Origin of the sequence: Streptomyces sp. NRRL S-87 (genome assembly GCF_000719335.1) — a bacterium.
Classification (GTDB): domain Bacteria; phylum Actinomycetota; class Actinomycetes; order Streptomycetales; family Streptomycetaceae; genus Streptomyces.
In genome coordinates this window covers 57,026-74,057 of the sequence record NZ_JOGB01000005.1, presented here as the reverse complement: position 1 = coordinate 74,057, position 17,032 = coordinate 57,026, and the positions used below count along the sequence as shown (strand labels likewise).

Genomic DNA, 17,032 nt, shown 5'->3' with positions numbered 1-17,032 from the left:
TCCGGGGCGGCGCTTCCGGCATGCACCCAGCTCAGCGGGGGCGAGGGGGCCTGCGCGGGCGGCTGTGTGACCCCTGATACAGTCCGCAGCCGAACGCTTCGGCGGGCAGGGGGACGGCGGGTGTGCCGGGTACGTCCGGTCCGCCCCGCACCCCAGGGGGACCCGTGCCGCACCGCCGTACGACGCGACGCCTGCTGACCGCCGCGGTGACGACCGCCCTCGCGCTCACCGCAGGGCCCCTGGCACTGCCGGCGACGGCGGCGACGGGCGCCCCGCCCCTCGCGGCGACGGCGGACGGCACCGCAACGGAGCTGCCGCGGATCGCGCCGGACGCGCAGGTCCTCAGCGCGGGCCCGAGCGGGTTCCTCACCTCGGGCACCGACCACCACGCGCTCACCTGGACCCGGTACGCGGACGGCGCGACCACCCGGCTCGACACCGACTACTGGTACCGCTACGGCCTGGGGGCGCTGTCGGACACCGTGGCCACCGCGCACTCCGACGGCGCCACGCTGCACGACATGGGTACGGGTGTGACCACGCCCTGTCCCCTGGCACCCACCGGCCGCGTCTACCTCGGCCTGCACAAGACCACCGCCCTCGCCTGGGCGCCGGGCCCGACCTCGTCGGCCGTCCACCTCCTGCAGGGGAGCGGGCGGGGCGCGACCGACCGGGAGGTCGCGCTGCCGTGGAGGGCCAACCACCTCAGGGTCGTCGCACACGCCGACGACGCGTTCGTCCTCCAGTACGACACCGGCGGCGCCGAGCACACGGAGTTGCACCAGGCGGTGGTCGACGTCGCCGCCGGACGGATCACCGACACCTACCGGGTCTGGGACTCGTGGGGCAATGTCGCGCTCTCCCGGACGCACATCGCGTGGACCGGCCGGGCGGACGGCGTCCGGGGCGGGGTGCTGCGCCTCGCCGCGCGGGGGTCCACCGCCGTGGCGAGGACGGCCATCGGGGGCGCCGGCAACCGGCTCGTGGGCCTCCTCGACGGCTGGTGGCTCGCCGGCGAGCCGGCCGGCCTCGACAGTGGGGACCAGGGCACCGACTACGGCCTGTACGCGACCCCTCTCGGCGGCGGCCCGGCCGTGCGGCTGCTGGACCACGCGAGCTCGCTCGCGCCGGGCCCGAACGGGACGCTGTTCGCCACCGGCGGCACGCTGGCCCGTGGCGAGGGCCTCTACCGGATCGCCGCGGCACGCGACGGCGGACCGCGCGCCACGCTCGTGGCCACCTCCGGCCTGCCCACCAGGGTGTCGCTGCTGGACACCGACCTCCCGGCAGTCGTCCGCCTCGACGGGCGACGGACGGTGCGCATGCGCTGGCTGCTGTCCAGGACCGCGGCCCGGGTGCGGATCACCCTGCGCCACACCGCCACGGGCGACACGAACCGGATCCTCGACGAGGAGGCCCTCAGGCCCGACGAACACGGCTGGGTGACCTTCGACTGGGACACCACGGTCGCCACGCGCCAGGCCCCCAACGGCGCCTACACCTGGACCCTGACCGCCTCCCCGGACAACGGCATCGGCCCGGCCCTCAAGGCCGGCGGCGGCTTCACCGTGCGCCGCTCCCCCGCGCCGCACGACTTCACCGACGACGGGACGCCCGACCTGCTCGGCACGACCCGCGTCGGTCAGCTGATCGGCGAGAACTCACGCCCCCGCCCCGGGGTGGAGCGCGCGGGCAACGAGGCCCACCTCGGCGACTTCTGGCGGAAGTACACCGCGCTCACCGTCGCCGGGGACGTCGCGGGCAGCACGCACGCCGACCTCCTCGCCCGGGACGCGGCCGGCGTGCTGTGGCTGTACACCGGCAAGGGCGACGGCACGGTCGCGGGCCGGACCCGGATCGGGGCGGGCTGGAACGCGTACGACGCGCTGGCCGCGGGCGGCGACCTCACCGGCGACGGCCGGGCGGACCTCGTCGCCCGCGACAAGGGCGGCGCCCTCTGGCTGTACGCGGGCACCGGCTCCGCCGCGGCGCCCTACAAGGCCCGCACGGCGATCGGCGCCGGCTGGGGCGGGTACACCGCGCTCACCGCGACCGGGAACGTCGCCGGCGGCGGTGCGGGGGACCTGCTGGCCCGCGACAAGGCCGGCGTGCTGTGGCTCTACCGGGGACGCGGCGACGGCACCTTCGGCGGCCGGACCCGGATCGGCGGCGGCTGGAACGCGTACGCGGACCTGGTGGGCTGGGGGGACGCGGACGGCGACGGCAGGCCCGACCTGTACGCGCGCGACACCGGGGGCCGGAGCTGGTTCTACCGCGGGACGGGCGACACGGCGGCCCCCTTCGCGCCCCGGCGCGCGCTGGCGTCGTTCTTCACGGACCAGCCGTACGTGCACGTGCTCTGACCGGCCCGCGCGCGGCCGTGCGCCGGGCCGCGCCCGGAGCCGCGCCCCTGCGGCCCGCGTGCGCCCTTGGCGGGTCGCCCGGGGCGTCAATATGGTCACGGAGAGTACTCGATCGTATCCAGGCAGTCACATGCAGGGGGGATACATGAAGACGACGAAGGCGCTCCGCCGTTCACTCGCCCTCGCGGCCGCGCTGGCCGCCCTGACCGTGCTTCCGCTCGGGGCGGCGACCGCCCGGGCAGGGGCGTCCGGAGCACTGTCCGCCGAGGTCGTGGCGGGGATGACCCCGCAGCGGCAGGCCGAGGTGCTGGAACCGCTGCGGGTCGCCGCCGACGCCGCGGCGCGGGCGGGGCGGGGCGCCCTGGCCGATGTCTACACGCAGGTCGAACTGGCCCCCGACTACCGGTCGGTGAACGTCTACCTCACCGATCCGGGTCGGCGCGCAGCCCTCCTCGACGCGGTCCGCCGGGCCGACCCCGGGGCGGACCCGCGCCTGCTCACCGTGCGGAAGGCCGCGAAGTCGGCGGCGCGGCTGCGGCAGGAGATCGACGCGCTGCGCGCCCGGCCCGACCTGCCCTTCAGGATCACGCTGGCCGCCTCGGCGGTCGACGGCAGCGCGGTCGAGCTGGCCGTGGACGACGTCCCGGCCGCGCGCCGGTACCTCGCCTCACCCGCCGTCGCGCACCGGCTGGCGGCCGAGGGGGCGGCGCCGGTCCGGGTCCGGCAGGCGCCGGCGGCGGTGCCGCTGAGCCGGTGGAACGACTCCGCCCCGTTCTACGCCGGGGCCGCGCTCGGACCCGCGTTCGGCTCGTCCGCGTACTGCACCAGCGGCATCCCGGCGGTCAGCACCTGGGACGGCCGGCAGTGGCTGGTCACGGCCGGCCACTGCTACAACGCGGGCGACACGGTCGCGACGGCCGGCGGCACGTACGTCGGCCGGGTGGAGTACAAGCTGCCGGAGATCGACTCGGCGTTCATCGAGACGCCCACCTACCGGCGCACGTGGGACGGCGTCGACGCCAACGGCTACACGCGCTACCTCAACGGCGTGCGCAACGTGGCGGTCGGCGACTTCACCTGCCAGCTGGGATACAACTCCAAGGTCGTGTGCAACATCCGCACCGTGTACGCGGGAAACGCGAGCTGGAATGTCAACGGCACCACCGTGTGGGGAAGTTACGGCGTCCCGCACTCGGGCGGTGTGGTCGGGCGCGGCGGTGACAGCGGCGGCCCGGTGATCTACGTCAACGACCCCGACTCGCGGCAGCTGAACGGGATCGTGAGCGTCGGCTTCGGCTGCGACGCGAACAAGGTGTGCAGCACCGGTCTGGGCTGGGTCGACGTGGCGAACATCTTCAACCGGTTCGCCATCAAGCTCAACCCGTCCTGACCCCCGTACGTCCGGTACGCCGCCGGCCGCGGTGGGAACCCCCGCGGGGCCGGCGGCGTACCGCCGCTCAGGCCCTGCGCAGGCGCAGCGTGACGATTTGGAAGGGGCGCAGGGCCAGCCCCACCCGGCTGCCGGCGACCGAGGTGACGGGGGAACCCTCCGCCCCGGCCTCCAGGGGCCGTTCGAGGAGGTCGGTCCCGGTGGCGCCGACCAGGTCGAAGCCGGCGGTGAGGGTGGCCGTGGCCCGGCCGCCGAGGGACTCGTACAACCGGACGACCACGTCGCCGCCGCGGTCCTCGGCGAGTTTGACGGCCTCGACCACCACCGCGTCGTCGTCCACGGCCACCAGGGGCTCGACCGGGTGCGCGCCGCGGACGGTGCGCTCGGGGAGGTTGAGCCGGTGGCCGTCGCGGACCGCGTCACCGATGCCGGCGCCCGGGGCGAGGGCGTAGCGCAGGGTGTGGGTGCCCCGGTCGGTCTCGGGGTCGGGGTAGCGCGGGGCGCGCAGCAGGGACAGGCGCACCGTCGTGGTCTGCCCGCCGTCGGGGCGGACGTCGCGGGTGACGTCGTGCCCGTACGTCGAGTCGTTGAGCACAGCGACCCCCCAGCCGGGCTCCTCGGCGTGGATCCAGCGGTGGGCGCAGATCTCGAACTTGGCCGCCTCCCAGGAGGTGTTCGTGTGGGTGGCCCGGTACACGTGTCCGAACTGCGTCTCGGCGGCGGTCCGGTCGGCCTTCACGTCCAGCGGGAAGGCGGCCTTGAGGAGCTTCTCGGTCTCGTGCCAGTCGACCTCGGTCTCGAGGTCGAGGACGGCCGACCCGGCGCGCAGCGTGAGGGTCTGGACCGCGCGGGAGGCGCCGAAGGTCCGTACGACCCGGACGGACGCCCGCTCGGGGCCGGCCTCGACGAGCTCCAGGGAGTCGGCCCGGTCGAGGTCGGTGACCGTGTGGCGGTGGAACTCCTCGATGTCCCAGGCGTCCCACATGGTGGGGAAGTCGGGATGGATCTGGAGCAGGTTGGCCGCCGCCCCCGGGGCGACCGCCTCCCGCCCGGCCGCCAGGTCGTGGGCGGAGACGACCAGGCCGCGGGCGTCGATCTCCACCACCAGCCGGTCGTTGGCGAGCACGTGCCCGCCGCCGTGCCGCTCCTCGGCCGTCACGGGGGCGGCCGGCGCGGCGGGGACGGCGGCCCCGCCCGCGGGGACGCCGCGCCGGGCGTGGGGGGCGCAGTTGAAGACGAGCTCGGTGTCCCCCGGCCCCGCGAGGGCGGTCTGCGCGGCCAGGGTGAGCGCGGCGAGTTCCTCGTGGACCGCGGCGTAGGTGGCGCGGGCCTCGCGGTGCACCCAGGCGATGGAGGAGCCGGGCAGGATGTCGTGGAACTGGTGGAGCAGCACGGTCTTCCAGATCCGCTCCAGGTCCTCGTACGGGTACGCGTACCCGGGCACCCGCACCGTGGCGGTGGCCGCCCACAGCTCGGCCTCGCGCAGCAGGGACTCGCTGCGCCGGTTGCCCTGCTTGGTCCCGGCCTGGGAGGTGTAGGTGCCGCGGTGCAGCTCGAGGTACAGCTCGCCGGCCCACACGGGAGCGTCGGGGTACTCGGCGCGGGCCTGCTCGAAGAACGCGGCCGGCCGTTCGACGGTGACGCGCGGGGAGCCTTCGAGGTCGCGCAGGCGGCGGGCCCGGGCGAGCATCTCGCGGGTGGGGCCGCCCCCGCCGTCGCCCCAGCCGAAGGGGACCAGGGACCGCGAACCGCGTCCCTTCTCGCGGTAGTTGCGGGCGGCGTGGGCGAGCTGATGGCCGCCGAGGTCGGAGTTGTAGGTGTCGACGGGCGGGAAGTGCGTGAAGATCCGGGTGCCGTCGATGCCCTCCCACCAGAACGTGTGGTGCGGGAAGCGGTTCGTCCGGGACCAGGAGATCTTCTGGGTGAGGAACCACTGCGCCCCGGCCAGCTTCACCAGCTGCGGCAGGGCGGCGGTGTAGCCGAAGGAGTCCGGCAGCCAGACCTCGCGGGTCTCGATGCCGAACTCGTTCATGAAGAACCGCTTGCCATACAGGAACTGACGGGCCATCGCCTCACCTCCGACCATGTTGGTGTCGGACTCGACCCACATGCCGCCGACGGGGACGAACTGGCCCTCGGAGACCTTCTTCTTGATCCGCTCGAACAGCTCGGGCCGGTACTGCTTCATCCAGTCGAGTTGCTGCGCCTGCGACATGGCGAAGACGAACTCGGGGTGCTCGTCCATGAGTCCGAGCACGTTGGCACAGGTACGGGCGACCTTGCGGACGGTCTCGCGCAGCGGCCACAGCCAGGCGGAGTCGATGTGGGCGTGCCCGACCGCGCTGATCCGGTGGGCGGAGGCGTGGGCGGGCGAGGCGAGCACCCCCGCGAGCCGGGCCCGGGCGGCGGCCGCGGTGCCGGGGACGTCGCCGAGGTCGAGGGTGTCGAGGGCGGCTTCGACGGCGCGCAGGACCAGGTGCCGCCGGGCCTCGCTCTCGGGGAGTTCGGCCATCAGCTCGGACAGGACGTCGAGGTCCTGGACGAGCTCCCGGACCTCCGGCTCGACGACGACGAGGTCCGACCGGCCCAGCCGGTAGAGCGGGCGGTCGCCACTGGTCAGCCGGTCCCCCTCGGAGGTGGGTGCGTGGGCGGTGAGGACGGGATTGGCGGCGGCCTCGACGTACCACTCGACCCGCTCGCCGCCGCGGACGGGGGCGCCCACCGGGACCCAGTCGTTGTACGGGTTGAGGCCCTTGACCTCCCGGCCGTCGGCCGTGAGCACCAGGCCCTCGCACTGGAAGCCGGGCATCATGCGGTCGAAGCCGAGGTCGAGCACGGCCTCCACGGTGCGGCCCGCCCAGGCGGCCGGGACCGTGCCGGTGATCCGGAACCAGGTGGTGCCCCAGGCCGGCCCCCACGCGTCGCCGGGTGCCGCCGGCCGGTACGCGGCCGCCAGGCCCTCGGGCACGGGCACCGGCTCGCCGGGGGCGTCCCAGCGCCCGACCGCCAGCGGGGCCGAGGCGGAGTGGACGGCGGGCCGGACGCGCTCGGTGAGGACGCGGCGGAGTCGGTGTTCGACGATGCTGCGGTCGTCGTGCATGACGGCGGCTCCCGGGAGGGGTCGGATACGGGCGGGTGCGGGCGGGTGCGGGCGGGCGAGGTGCGGGCGGGCGGGCGAGGGCGGGGTGCGCCGCGGGCGGCTCGGGGTCAGGCCTTGACGGCCCCCTCGCCCACGCCCCGGAAGAAGAAGCGCTGGAGGGCGAAGAACAGCAGCATCATCGGGAGCAGGGCGGTCATGGCCCCGGCCGCGATGAGCCGCTGGTCGTTGACGGTGGTGGCGCCGGCCAGCGTCTTCAGGCCGAGCTGGAGGGTGTAGTGGTCGCTGTCGGTCAGGACGATCAGGGGCCACAGGAAGTCGTCCCAGGCCCCCATGAAGCTGGTGATGCAGACCACGGCCAGCGCTCCCTTCGCGCCCGGGAGGAAGACCCGCGTGAAGCGGGTCCATTCGTTCGCCCCGTCGAGCACCGCGGCCTCCTCCAGCTCGGCGGGAACGGCCAGGAAGGCCGCCCGCATGATCATGATGTTGAGTACGGAGACCGCGCCCGGCAGCCACACGCCGACGAGGGTGTCGACCAGCCCCATCCCGCGGACGGTGAGGAACATCGAGACCATCACCGACTCGAAGGGGAACATAAGGGTGGCCGTGAGGACGGTGAACACCGCCCGGCGGCCCTTCCAGCCCGGCCGGGACAGGGCGTACCCGCCCATCGCCGAGAAGACCAGGTTCGAGGTGACGGCGAGGGCGGCGACGACCAGGGTGTTGGCCACGTAGCGGGGCAGCGGGAAGGACTCGGCGACCCGGACGTAGTTGTCGAGGGTGGGGTGGGTGGGCAGGACGCCCCGGTAGACGTTCTCGGCGCGCCCGCGCAGCGAGGTCAGGAACTGCCAGACGAGCGGGCCGGTCATCACCGTCAGGGCCAGGCAGAGCGTCAGGTAGCGGCCGAGCAGGCCGGGACGCCGTCCCCGGCCGCGACCCGCACCCCCGCCGCCCGCACCCCTGCCGCCGCTCACTCCTCGTCCCCCTTCGACAGCCGGCGGCCCAGCAGGCTGAAGGCCAGCGTGAGCAGGAACAGCAGCAGGGAGAGGGCGGAGGCGTAGCCGGTCTCGCCCGCGAAGCCCAGGCCCACCTGCCGGATCAGGAACGGCAGGGTGCGCGCGCCGCCGCCCGGGCCGCCGCTCTCCCCGCCGAGGATGTAGACCTCGGTGAACACCCGCAGGGCGGAGATCGCCGACAGGGTCCCGACGAGCAGCATCATGGGCCGCACGGAGGGGACGGTGATGCTGACGAAGCGGCGCACCGGGCCCGCGCCGTCGAGGGCGGCGGCCTCGTACAGGGAGGCCGGCACGTTCCCGAGCGCCGCCAGGTAGAAGACCATGTAGTACCCCAGGCCCTTCCACACCGTGACGACCATCGCCGAGACCAGCAGCAGCGTGCTGTCCGTCAGGAACGGCACCGGCTCGGACACCAGACGCAGCTCGCGGAGGACGGTGTTGACCAGGCCGTCGCTGCGCAGCACCCACTGCCAGACCAGCCCCACGACCACGGCGGAGGCGATCACGGGCGTGTAGAAGGCGGACCGGAAGAACCCGATGCCGGGGACCTCGCGCCGCACCAGGACGGCCAGTCCCAGCGGCAGCACGACCAGGCACGGCACGGCGACCAGCAGGTAGAGGACGCTGTTCGCGGCGGCCTGCCAGAAGTCGGGGTCCCGCAGCGCCCGGGTGTAGTTGGCCAGGCCGACGAACCGGCCGCCGGCCAGCATCCGGGCGTCGGTGAGCGAGAGCACCACGGTGTTGGCGAACGGCCAGAGGCCGAAGACCACCACCGCCGCCAGGCCGGGGGCGAGGAAGAGGTACGGGGTCCACCCGCGTCGGTACGTCGGCCGGGTCCCGGCCGGCGTCACCCGCGGGCCTGCTCGGCGAGGATCCGGTTCGCCGCGTCGAGGGCGCGTTTCAGGGCGGTGCGCGGCGCGGTCTCGCCCTTGATGGCCTTCTGCATCTCGCGGACCACTGCGTCGCCGACCTGGTTGGTCCACTGGACCGGGGTGTTGGCGTCGAGTCGGGCGGTGCGCAGTTCCTCGGCGCCGATGGCCCGGGAGAGCCGTTCGGGGTCGGTGCCGTCGCCGCGGTCGGAGAAGTACGGGTCCGCCAGGCCGCGGGCGTTGGAGGGGTAGATCGTCACCTGGCGGGCGAAGGCCACCTGGTTGGGCCCGTTGGTGACCCACCTGGCGAACTCGGCCGCCGCGTCCGGGTGCTCGGTGTCCTTGCGGATGCCGAGCGACTGGGCGTAGATGCCGATGTGGCCGAGGGTGCCGGTGACGGTCCTCGCGACCTGGGTCCGGGCGTACACCTCCGGGGAGTTGCGCCTGACGTCGCGGATGAAGCCGGGCGAGCCCGGGCCGAAGACCAGCTTTCCGGCGCCGTAGAGCTGGTTGATGTCGTCGGAGCGGGTGAGCGACTCCTGGGGCATGGCGCCCTTGGCGTACAGCTCCTTCATCCGTTCGATCCACTCGACGGCCTTGCCCGTGTCGAAGGCGAACCGGTCCTTCGCCGCGTCGAGGACCGGGACGCCCATCTTCTGCCAGTCACCGGGCAGCCGGCCCCCGGGGTCCGCCATGAAGGCGGCGTACCGGCCGCCGGAGCGCTCCGCGATCCGGTCGGCGCAGTCGAAGAACTCCTCGACGGTGGTGGGCGGTTTCGCCGGGTCGAGGCCGGAGCGGGCGAAGAGCTCCTTGTTGTAGGTGAGGATCTCCGGCGTCACGTACCAGGGGTAGGCGTACACGCTGTCGCCCTTGCCGGGGAGCTTGAACTGCTCCCACGCGCCGGGTACGTACTCCCCCGCCACCCCGGGGGTGAGCCGGGCGACGTCGGCGAGCATGCCGCGGTCGCCGAGGAGCTGGAAGGAGTCGGTGGAGAGGTTGACGACGTCGGGGAGGGCGCCGGCCTGGGCGTCGGCGACCAGCTTCTCGTTGTAGCCGTCGCCGGGGACGTCCTCCCATTTCACCGTGACGTCGGGGTGCGCCCTCTCGAAGGCGTCGATCACCCCCTGCACGTACGAGGTGAAGGCGGGTTTCAACTGGAGCGTGCGGAACGTGATGTGACCGGCCACCCGGCCGGTGCGCTCCGGTTCCTTCGCCTCCCCGCCCGCCGCCCCGCCGCCCGTGACCCCGCACGCGGAGCTCGTCGTCAGCACGCCCGCGACGAGTGCGGCCAGCGCGGCGCGGGTCAGGTTCACGCGAGTCATGGGCGCCCCCTCGTGGTGGTCCGGCCGCGTCGGCGGGCGGAAGCGGGGCCACGCTGACCCGGACCCCTCGGCGGCGTCAACGCGCCCTCGGGGAACCTGACTTGAATCGAGCGCTGGACGGACGGGCCGGCCCGGGAGCGCCTCCGGGGCCCTACCCGGGCCTGGTCCGGGCCTGGTCCGGGTCTGGTCCGGGCCTGGTCCGGGTCTGGTCCGGGCCGGTCACTGCGTCGTGTACTGGACCTTCTCGGCGAGCCGGCCGTCCTTGAAGCAGAAGCGGAAGACCTGGTCGCCGGTGCCCTCGTCGGCGATGTACCACGAGCAGGCGGCGCCCTGCGGCTCGGCCGGGCCGCCGGCCTTGAGGGCGTCCTTCACGAACGACTCGCCGGAGGGCAGCTTCGCGCGCACCGCGCCCTCCTGGTCGCCGACTTTGACGTCGGCGTAGACCTTCGGGTCGAGCATGTTCTCGCTCACCGCGCCGAACAGCTTCACCGCCCCGAAGCCGAGCACCGCCAGCAGGGCGATGCCGAGCACCCCCGCCACCGCGCAGCCGATGAGACAGCCCTTGCGCTGTGCCACGTCCCGTTCCTTCCGGTCATTCCTTCATACGTTCTCGGTCGTTTCCCACCTTTGCGGAACGCAAGGCCTGTTCCTGTTATCCAAAGTCGCCACTCTGTACGACGTTCGTCGTTCGTCGGTCGGCGGTGGGGCGTGACTGGGGGCTCTCATGGGGCACGACGGCAGGGCACGGTCAGCGGGGCGGACGGGTGCGGTGCGCGGTGCGGTGCGGACGCGCCGGTGGTGCGCGGGGGCGGCCTTTGCGGGCGCGCTGGTCCTCGCGGGGTGTACGGGTGCGGAACCACCGGCGGGAGCGGGTGCGCCGGTGGCCCGCGGGGCGGGTCCGTCGGCAGGGGGTGGCCCCGACGCCGGCCCGCCGCTCGACCCGGCCCGGGTGCCGCGGACCGCCGAGCGGGCCGGGGAGCTGGTCGCGCGGGTGCTGCCCGGGCCGGACGCGTTCGGACCCGGGATCCGCCCGGACCGTCCGTACGAGAGCGAGCCGGACCGGTGGCCCGTGCTGGACCGCTGGTGCGACTGGCGGTCGGCGCCCCTGCCCCGCGACGTGCTCGCGACCCGCACCCGGACGTTCCGGGTGCCGGGCGGGCCCGGCCGGGCGGAGGCGCGGCTGACCGCCACCGTGACCGTGCACCCCGACGCGCTGGACTCGGCCTGGGAGATCGCCCGTTCGATGGAGGAGGTGATGCGCTGCCCCGACCAGCAGCTGCGCGAGGGCCGTCGGCTGACCTCGCTGTTCACCTCCGTGCTCGACTACGGCGAGCAGGCCGGCGACTGGGCGCAGGACGCGTTCTCGGAGACCGGCCAGTACCACGACGGGACGGGCGGCCCGTACCCGTACACCTGGTCGCAGGGCCGGTACGGGCCCGTGACGGTGGCCGTCGCGGCCCTGGGCGCGCGCGGCGTGCCCCGCGAGGCGCTCGCGCCGTACGTCGCCCAGGGCCAGGCCCGGATGCTGCACCGGGCGCAACTGGCGCTGGGGCGCGCGGGATCGGGCCGGGAGCGCGCGGAGTACGCGCCGGACCGGGAGGGCGCCTGATGGAGCCGCTGCTGGTGTCGGACCCGTCGCGGATCGCGGAGTACCGGCTGCTGGGCCGGCTCGGCGCCGGCGGGATGGGCACGGTCTACCTGGGGCGCGGCCCCGACGGCCGGCTCGCGGCGGTGAAGGTGATCCGGGCGGAGTACGCGACCGATCCCGCGTACCGGGCCCGCTTCCGGCGCGAGGCGGCGGCCGCGGCGCAGGTGCGCAGCCCGTACGTGGTCCCGGTCGTGGGCTCCGATCCCGAGGCCGAATGCCCTTGGCTGGCCGCCGAGTTCGTGCCCGGGCTGTCGCTGTCCGAGGCGGTGGCCGGGTACGGGGCGCTGCCGGTGTCCGCGGTGCGGGTGCTGGGACGGGTACTGGCCCGCGCGCTGGCGGCCGTGCACGCGGCGGGGCTGGTGCACCGGGACGTGAAACCCGGCAACGTGCTGCTCGCGGTGGCCGGTCCGCGGCTGATCGACTTCGGGATCGCCCGGGCCACCGGGGCGGCGGCGCTGACCGCGACCGGGGCGGTCCTCGGGACACCCGGCTTCCTCGCGCCCGAGCAGGCGCGGGGGCGCAGCGCGACGCCCGCCGGGGACGTCTTCTCCCTGGGCTGCCTGCTGGTGTACGCGGCCACGGGCCGGCCCCCGTTCGGTGGCGGGGCCGTCGACGCGGTGCTCTACCGGACGGTGTACGACGAGCCGGACGTCGACTGGGCCGCCCTCGGCGACGCCGAGCTGGGCGGGCTGCTGCGCGCCTGTCTCGCGAAGGATCCGGCCGACCGGCCCACGGCGGCGGCCCTCGACGTGGCCCTGGCACCGGCGGCCCTCCGCCCGCCGGCCCCGGGCTCGGGCCCGGGCTCGGCCTCGGACTCGGCCCCGGCCCTGGACCCGCCCCCGGCCCTGGACCCGGCTCCGGCCCGGGCTCCCGAGGGCGGCCCCGCCCCTCGGCCCGGCCACGGGCCGGGCGGGCATCCGGGCCGGCGCGAGGACCGGTGGCCGGAGGACCGGAGGCCGGAGGACCGGAGGCCGGAGGACCGGTGGCCGGAGGACCGGTGGCCGGAGGGTTCACCGGGCCGGCCGGGCGGGGCGCGGGGCGGGCCGCCGGCACACGCCGCGGGCTGGCTGCCGGACGCCGTCGTGGCCGCCATCGGCGCCCGTTCCTCCGAGTTGCTCGCGCTGCCGGACGTCACGGACACCGTGCTCGACGACCTCGGCAGGACCCGGGCCGGCTCCCGACGCGGCTCCCGACCCGACGCTCGGCCCGACTCCTGGCCCGGTCCCCGGGCCGACTCCCGGCCCGGGGACCGCGCGGCGGTCGGCCGGCGCCGGTTCCTGCTCCGGGTCGGCGGCCTGGGGGCGCTCGTCGCGGCGAGCGGCGGCGGCACCGCGACCTGGCTCGCCGTGCGCCGCGGTCCGGGCCCCGCCCGGCCGTCCACCCGCCGCTGGGTGATCGGCGTACACGCCGACCTCACCGGCCCGCAGCGCGAACTGGGCCGGGCCCAGGAGCGCGGCGTACGGCTCGCGGTGGCCGCCTTCAACTCCGTCGCGGCGCGCCCCTTCTCCCTCGCCGTCGCGGTGGCGGACGATGCGGGCGACCCGCGCCGGGCACCCTCGGCGGCGGCGCGGCTGGTCGGCGATCCGGACGTACTGGCCGTGGTCGGGCCGACCGGGGACGCCTCGGTCCTGGCGGCCCTGGACCGGTACAGCCGGGCCGGGCTCGCGCTGGTGACGGTGTCCGCGGCCGGGACGGCGTACGGTGCGGCCGACCGCCGGGCGCTGCTGCAGACCTGCCCCGTGGCCGCCGCCCACGCCGACGCGATCGACCTGCGGCTGGTGGTGGTGGAGGGCGTACGGCGGCTCGGGGTGCTGTGCGACCGGTCGGGCCGGTCCGCCGCGTGGGAGACCGCCTTCCTGGCCGACCTGATCGTGGACTACGACGAGCCGGACGCCTCCGCGTACCCCCGGGTGGCGCCGCGCGGGCTGCCCAGCCTGCGGCCGGTGGTGGCGGACATGCTGGGCCGGGGCCTGGACGGCTTCCTCTACACCGGGACGCCGGCCGGCGCGGCGGAGACCGCCCGGCTGCTGGCCGCGGCCCGGTTCGGGGGGCCGCGGGCGGCCGACTACCCGGTGATGGGGGCGGAGTTCGTACGGCTGGCGGGGCCGGCGGCCGAGGGGTGGCAGTTCCTCGCGCCGTGCGTGGGCCCGGACGCCCCCGCCGCGGCGCGGGCCGCGGCCGCCCACCGGGCCAGGTACGGCACCCCGCCGGCCCTGTGGACCGCGGAGGCGTACGAGGCGACGCTCCTCGTGGCCGACCGGCTGCTCCGGCTCGCGGCCGCGCGCCGCGGCCGACCGGGCCGGGCGGAGCTGCTCGCGGGGCTCGCCCGGGGCACGTACCGGGGGCGGTTGAAGGAGTACGCCTTCGACGGGGACGGGCGCATCAAGGACGTGACCTCCCACCTGCACCGGGTGGCGGGCGGGCGGATCCGCTACGTGGGGCCCGCGCCCGTACGGGCCGTCGCGACGGGGCGGGGGTAGCCGTGCAGCCGCTGCGGAGCGGGGATCCGGTCGCGATCGGGGGGTACCGGCTGCTGCGGCGGCTGGGCGCGGGCGGGATGGGCACGGTGTACCTGGCGCGCCGGCCAGGCGGGGCGCTGGTCGCGCTGAAGGTGATCACTGCGGGGTACGCGGCGGATCCCGGGTTCCGGCGCCGCTTCCGGCGCGAGGTGGCGGCCGCGCGGGGGCTGCGGGGCCGGTGGCTGGTGCCGGTGCTCGCGGCGGATCCGGGGGCGCCGGAGCCGTGGCTGGCGACGCCGTACGTGCCGGGACCGTCGCTCGCGGAGGCGGTCACGCGGTACGGGCCGCTGCCGGTGGCGAGCGTACGGGTGCTGGGCGCACGGCTCGCGGAGGCCCTGGCGGAGGTGCACGCGGCGGGGTTGGTGCACCGGGACGTGAAGCCGGCGAACATCCTGCTGGCCCTGGACGGGCCGCGGCTGATCGACTTCGGCATCGCGCGCGAGGCGGGCGCGACGACGCTGACGGCGGCCGACGCGGTGGTCGGCACGCCGGGATACCTGGCGCCGGAGCAGGCCCGGGCGGGCGGGGCCGCGGTGGGCCCGGCGACCGACGTGTTCGCGCTGGGGTGCGTCCTGGCCTTCGCGGCGGGCGGCCGCGGCCCGTTCGGGACCGGCCACCCGGCCGGCGTGGTCTTCCGCACGGTCCACGAGGACCCCGAACTGGACGCCGTAGCGGCGGAGTTGATCCCCCTCATCACCGCCTGCCTGGCCAAGGACCCGGACTCCCGCCCCACGCCGGACCGGATCCGCGCCGACCTGACCCCGGGCGGGGAGCGGGACGTGCGCGCGGCCGGGGCGGAGGATCCCGGGGCGGGACTCGGCGCCACGGGCCGCCCGGCAGCGGACGCGGCGGCTTCCGGTACCGGCGCGGAAGGCGCGGATGCGGGCCGGGCGGTGCCCGGGGCCTGGCTACCGCCGGAGTTGCCGCGGCTCATCGCGGAACGGGCCGCCGAGGCACTGGCCCTGGCGGACGCGGTGTGGGAGGCGGGCGCGCCGAACGGGCATGCGGGCGGCCCGGATCGGCGTCCGGGCCACGGACCGGGTGCGGACGGTGCCGGGCAGGACGGGGCGGAATCCGGTCCGGCGGGTGCCGGCCCGGCCGGCGGACGTCCGTCCCGTCGAGGGCGCGCGGGTCGCGACGCGGGAGCGGGGCCGGCGGCGAGGGTGCGGGCGGCGGTGGAGCGGCGACGGCCGCGCGGGGTCGGGGCCGGTCCGGGGCCGGAGCAGGGGCCGGGGCCGGAGCGCGGGACGGGGCGCGGGCCGGGACCGGAGCGGGACGCCGGTGCGGGTGGTGCCGGCGAGCGGGAGCCCGTGCCCGAAGCCCGTGCGCGGAGGGCTGCCGAGCGGGAGGGCGACTCCGGGGCCCGTGCGCGGGGGGCCGCCGGACGCGAGCCCGCATTCGGAGCCCGGGCCAGTGGGGCGCCCGAAAGGGGGCCCGCGTCCGAAGCCCGTGCGGGCGACACCGGTGGACAGGAGCGGGCGCGCGGTGTCGGCGGGGACGCGGTCGGGCGGGTCGCCGGGAGCGTGCCCGAGGCGCGTGGGGCGGCGGAACGGGCGCGCCCCCCGAAGGCCGGTACCGCCGCTGACGGTCGTCGGGGTCCGTCGCCGTCGACCGGTACCGCCGCGGCTCCCGAACGGCAGCGGGCCCGGGGCGCCGGCGCCCCGGCACGGCCTCGTGGCGCACACGGGGACGACGCCGGCGCGGAGCGGGCACGGTCGCGGGACGACGGGACGGACGGGGAGCCGCGACAGGGGTGGGCACGCGGCACCGGCACGGACGCGCAGGGGGAGCCGGCCCGTGCGACCGGTACGGCGAAGGCGGCCGAAGGAGCCGGGCCGCGGCCGGACACGGGCACCGCCGGATCGCGGACGCCCGCCATGAACACAGGCGCGAGCGCAGGCGCGAGCGCAGGCGCGAGCGCAGGCGCGAGCGCAGATGCGGATGACGCGGGCGAGCCACGGCGGCCGGACGAGATCACGGGCGGAGCCCCTCGCACAGGCGGAGACCGGCAGGACGAGGCGGCCCGCGCGGGCGGACACGGGCACGAGCAGGTCGCCGACACGGGCGGGGATCCGCCCTCGGGGCGGGGGTGGGCGGAGGACGTTGCCCGCACGGACGAACGCCGGCGCACGCAGGACGACGACACCGGTGGGCCCCCGTGGTGGTGGGGGCAGGACGGCGACGACCCCGAAGACACGTACACCTGGAGGGAAGGGGGCCGACGGGACGGCTCCGGACGGACGACGGAACGGGGACACGACGACACCGGCACGGACCGGGACACCTGGTGGGGAACCGGCTGGACGGACGGCGCCGGGCCGGCCGCGGAGCGGCAGCGTAGCCACGGGGCGGACCGCGGCCGGCCACAAGACCGGTGGGACCGGGAACGCGACAGCGAACCACAAGACCGGTGGGACCGGGAACGCGACAGCGAACCACAAGACCGGTGGGACCGGGAACGCGACAGTGAACGACAAGACCGGTGGCCCCGGGACCGCGTGAGCGACGCCGGCACCGGTGCCGGGCGGGGGTGGGACGGCGAGGCCGGAACCGCTCCTCGTCGGGGGCGCGACGGCGACGCGGACGCCGCACCGCGTTCGGGGCGGGCGGGCCTCGGGGAGCGACCCCCCCGGTGGACGACCGAGGGCGAGGGCACCGGGCCGCGGCGGTCGCGCGAGGACGGCACGGACGCGGAGCCCCGGCGACGGCGACGGAGGGAGGAGGGCGGTGCGTCCCCCCGCCCGGGGGCGGGCGCGGAGGCCGGACCGGGGCGGGGAGGCCGGGCCGGAGTGGAGGGGGCCCGAGTGG

At 76.3% G+C, this 17,032-nt stretch carries 9 protein-coding genes and 1 pseudogene; 5 read left to right on the top strand and 5 right to left on the bottom strand.

The window, feature by feature from the left end:
- Window positions 1-164: 164 nt before the first annotated feature.
- A complete protein-coding gene (locus tag IF43_RS0104870; protein ID WP_030194275.1) occupies window positions 165-2,363 on the top strand; it encodes a VCBS repeat-containing protein in 2,199 nt (732 codons plus the stop codon).
- A gap of 145 nt (window positions 2,364-2,508) precedes the next feature.
- Window positions 2,509-3,753 carry a hypothetical protein gene (locus tag IF43_RS41435; protein ID WP_030194273.1) on the top strand — a complete coding sequence of 415 codons (1,245 nt, stop codon included), beginning with the start codon at window positions 2,509-2,511 and terminating at the stop codon, window positions 3,751-3,753.
- Between the two features lie 67 nt (window positions 3,754-3,820).
- Here the strand turns inward: IF43_RS41435 and IF43_RS0104860 are convergent, their stop codons facing one another.
- The 5 genes from IF43_RS0104860 to IF43_RS0104840 form a co-directional block, all read right to left on the bottom strand.
- On the bottom strand, window positions 3,821-6,853 hold the full coding sequence (locus IF43_RS0104860) for a glycoside hydrolase family 38 C-terminal domain-containing protein (RefSeq protein WP_030194271.1): 3,033 nt from the start codon (window positions 6,851-6,853) through the stop codon (window positions 3,821-3,823).
- Window positions 6,854-6,960: 107 nt separating this feature from the next.
- Window positions 6,961-7,824, bottom strand: coding sequence for a carbohydrate ABC transporter permease (locus IF43_RS0104855; RefSeq protein ID WP_030194269.1), 864 nt, complete (start codon window positions 7,822-7,824; stop codon window positions 6,961-6,963).
- Window positions 7,821-8,717: a carbohydrate ABC transporter permease gene (locus IF43_RS0104850; RefSeq protein ID WP_030194266.1), complete on the bottom strand. Its 897-nt coding sequence runs from the start codon at window positions 8,715-8,717 to the stop codon at window positions 7,821-7,823. Before IF43_RS0104850 ends, IF43_RS0104855 begins: the two co-directional genes overlap by 4 nt.
- Window positions 8,714-10,057, bottom strand: coding sequence for a sugar ABC transporter substrate-binding protein (locus IF43_RS0104845; protein ID WP_078909923.1), 1,344 nt, complete (start codon window positions 10,055-10,057; stop codon window positions 8,714-8,716). Before IF43_RS0104845 ends, IF43_RS0104850 begins: the two co-directional genes overlap by 4 nt.
- A 219-nt stretch (window positions 10,058-10,276) precedes the next feature.
- Window positions 10,277-10,633, bottom strand: a complete 357-nt coding sequence (locus IF43_RS0104840) for a hypothetical protein (protein WP_030194264.1) — start codon at window positions 10,631-10,633, stop codon at window positions 10,277-10,279.
- Window positions 10,634-10,937: 304 nt separating this feature from the next.
- Here IF43_RS0104840 and IF43_RS0104835 point away from each other — a divergent pair, with 304 nt between their 5' ends.
- The 3 genes and pseudogenes from IF43_RS0104835 to IF43_RS42350 all read left to right on the top strand — a co-directional run.
- Window positions 10,938-11,666: a hypothetical protein gene (locus IF43_RS0104835; protein WP_051794691.1), complete on the top strand. Its 729-nt coding sequence runs from the start codon at window positions 10,938-10,940 to the stop codon at window positions 11,664-11,666.
- A complete protein-coding gene (locus IF43_RS36060) occupies window positions 11,666-14,185 on the top strand; it encodes a bifunctional serine/threonine-protein kinase/ABC transporter substrate-binding protein (protein ID WP_037887390.1) in 2,520 nt (839 codons plus the stop codon). Before IF43_RS0104835 ends, IF43_RS36060 begins: the two co-directional genes overlap by 1 nt.
- 2 nt (window positions 14,186-14,187) lie before the next feature.
- Window positions 14,188-15,192: pseudogene (locus IF43_RS42350) on the top strand (serine/threonine-protein kinase); the annotation flags it as partial.
- Window positions 15,193-17,032 lie beyond the last annotated feature (1,840 nt).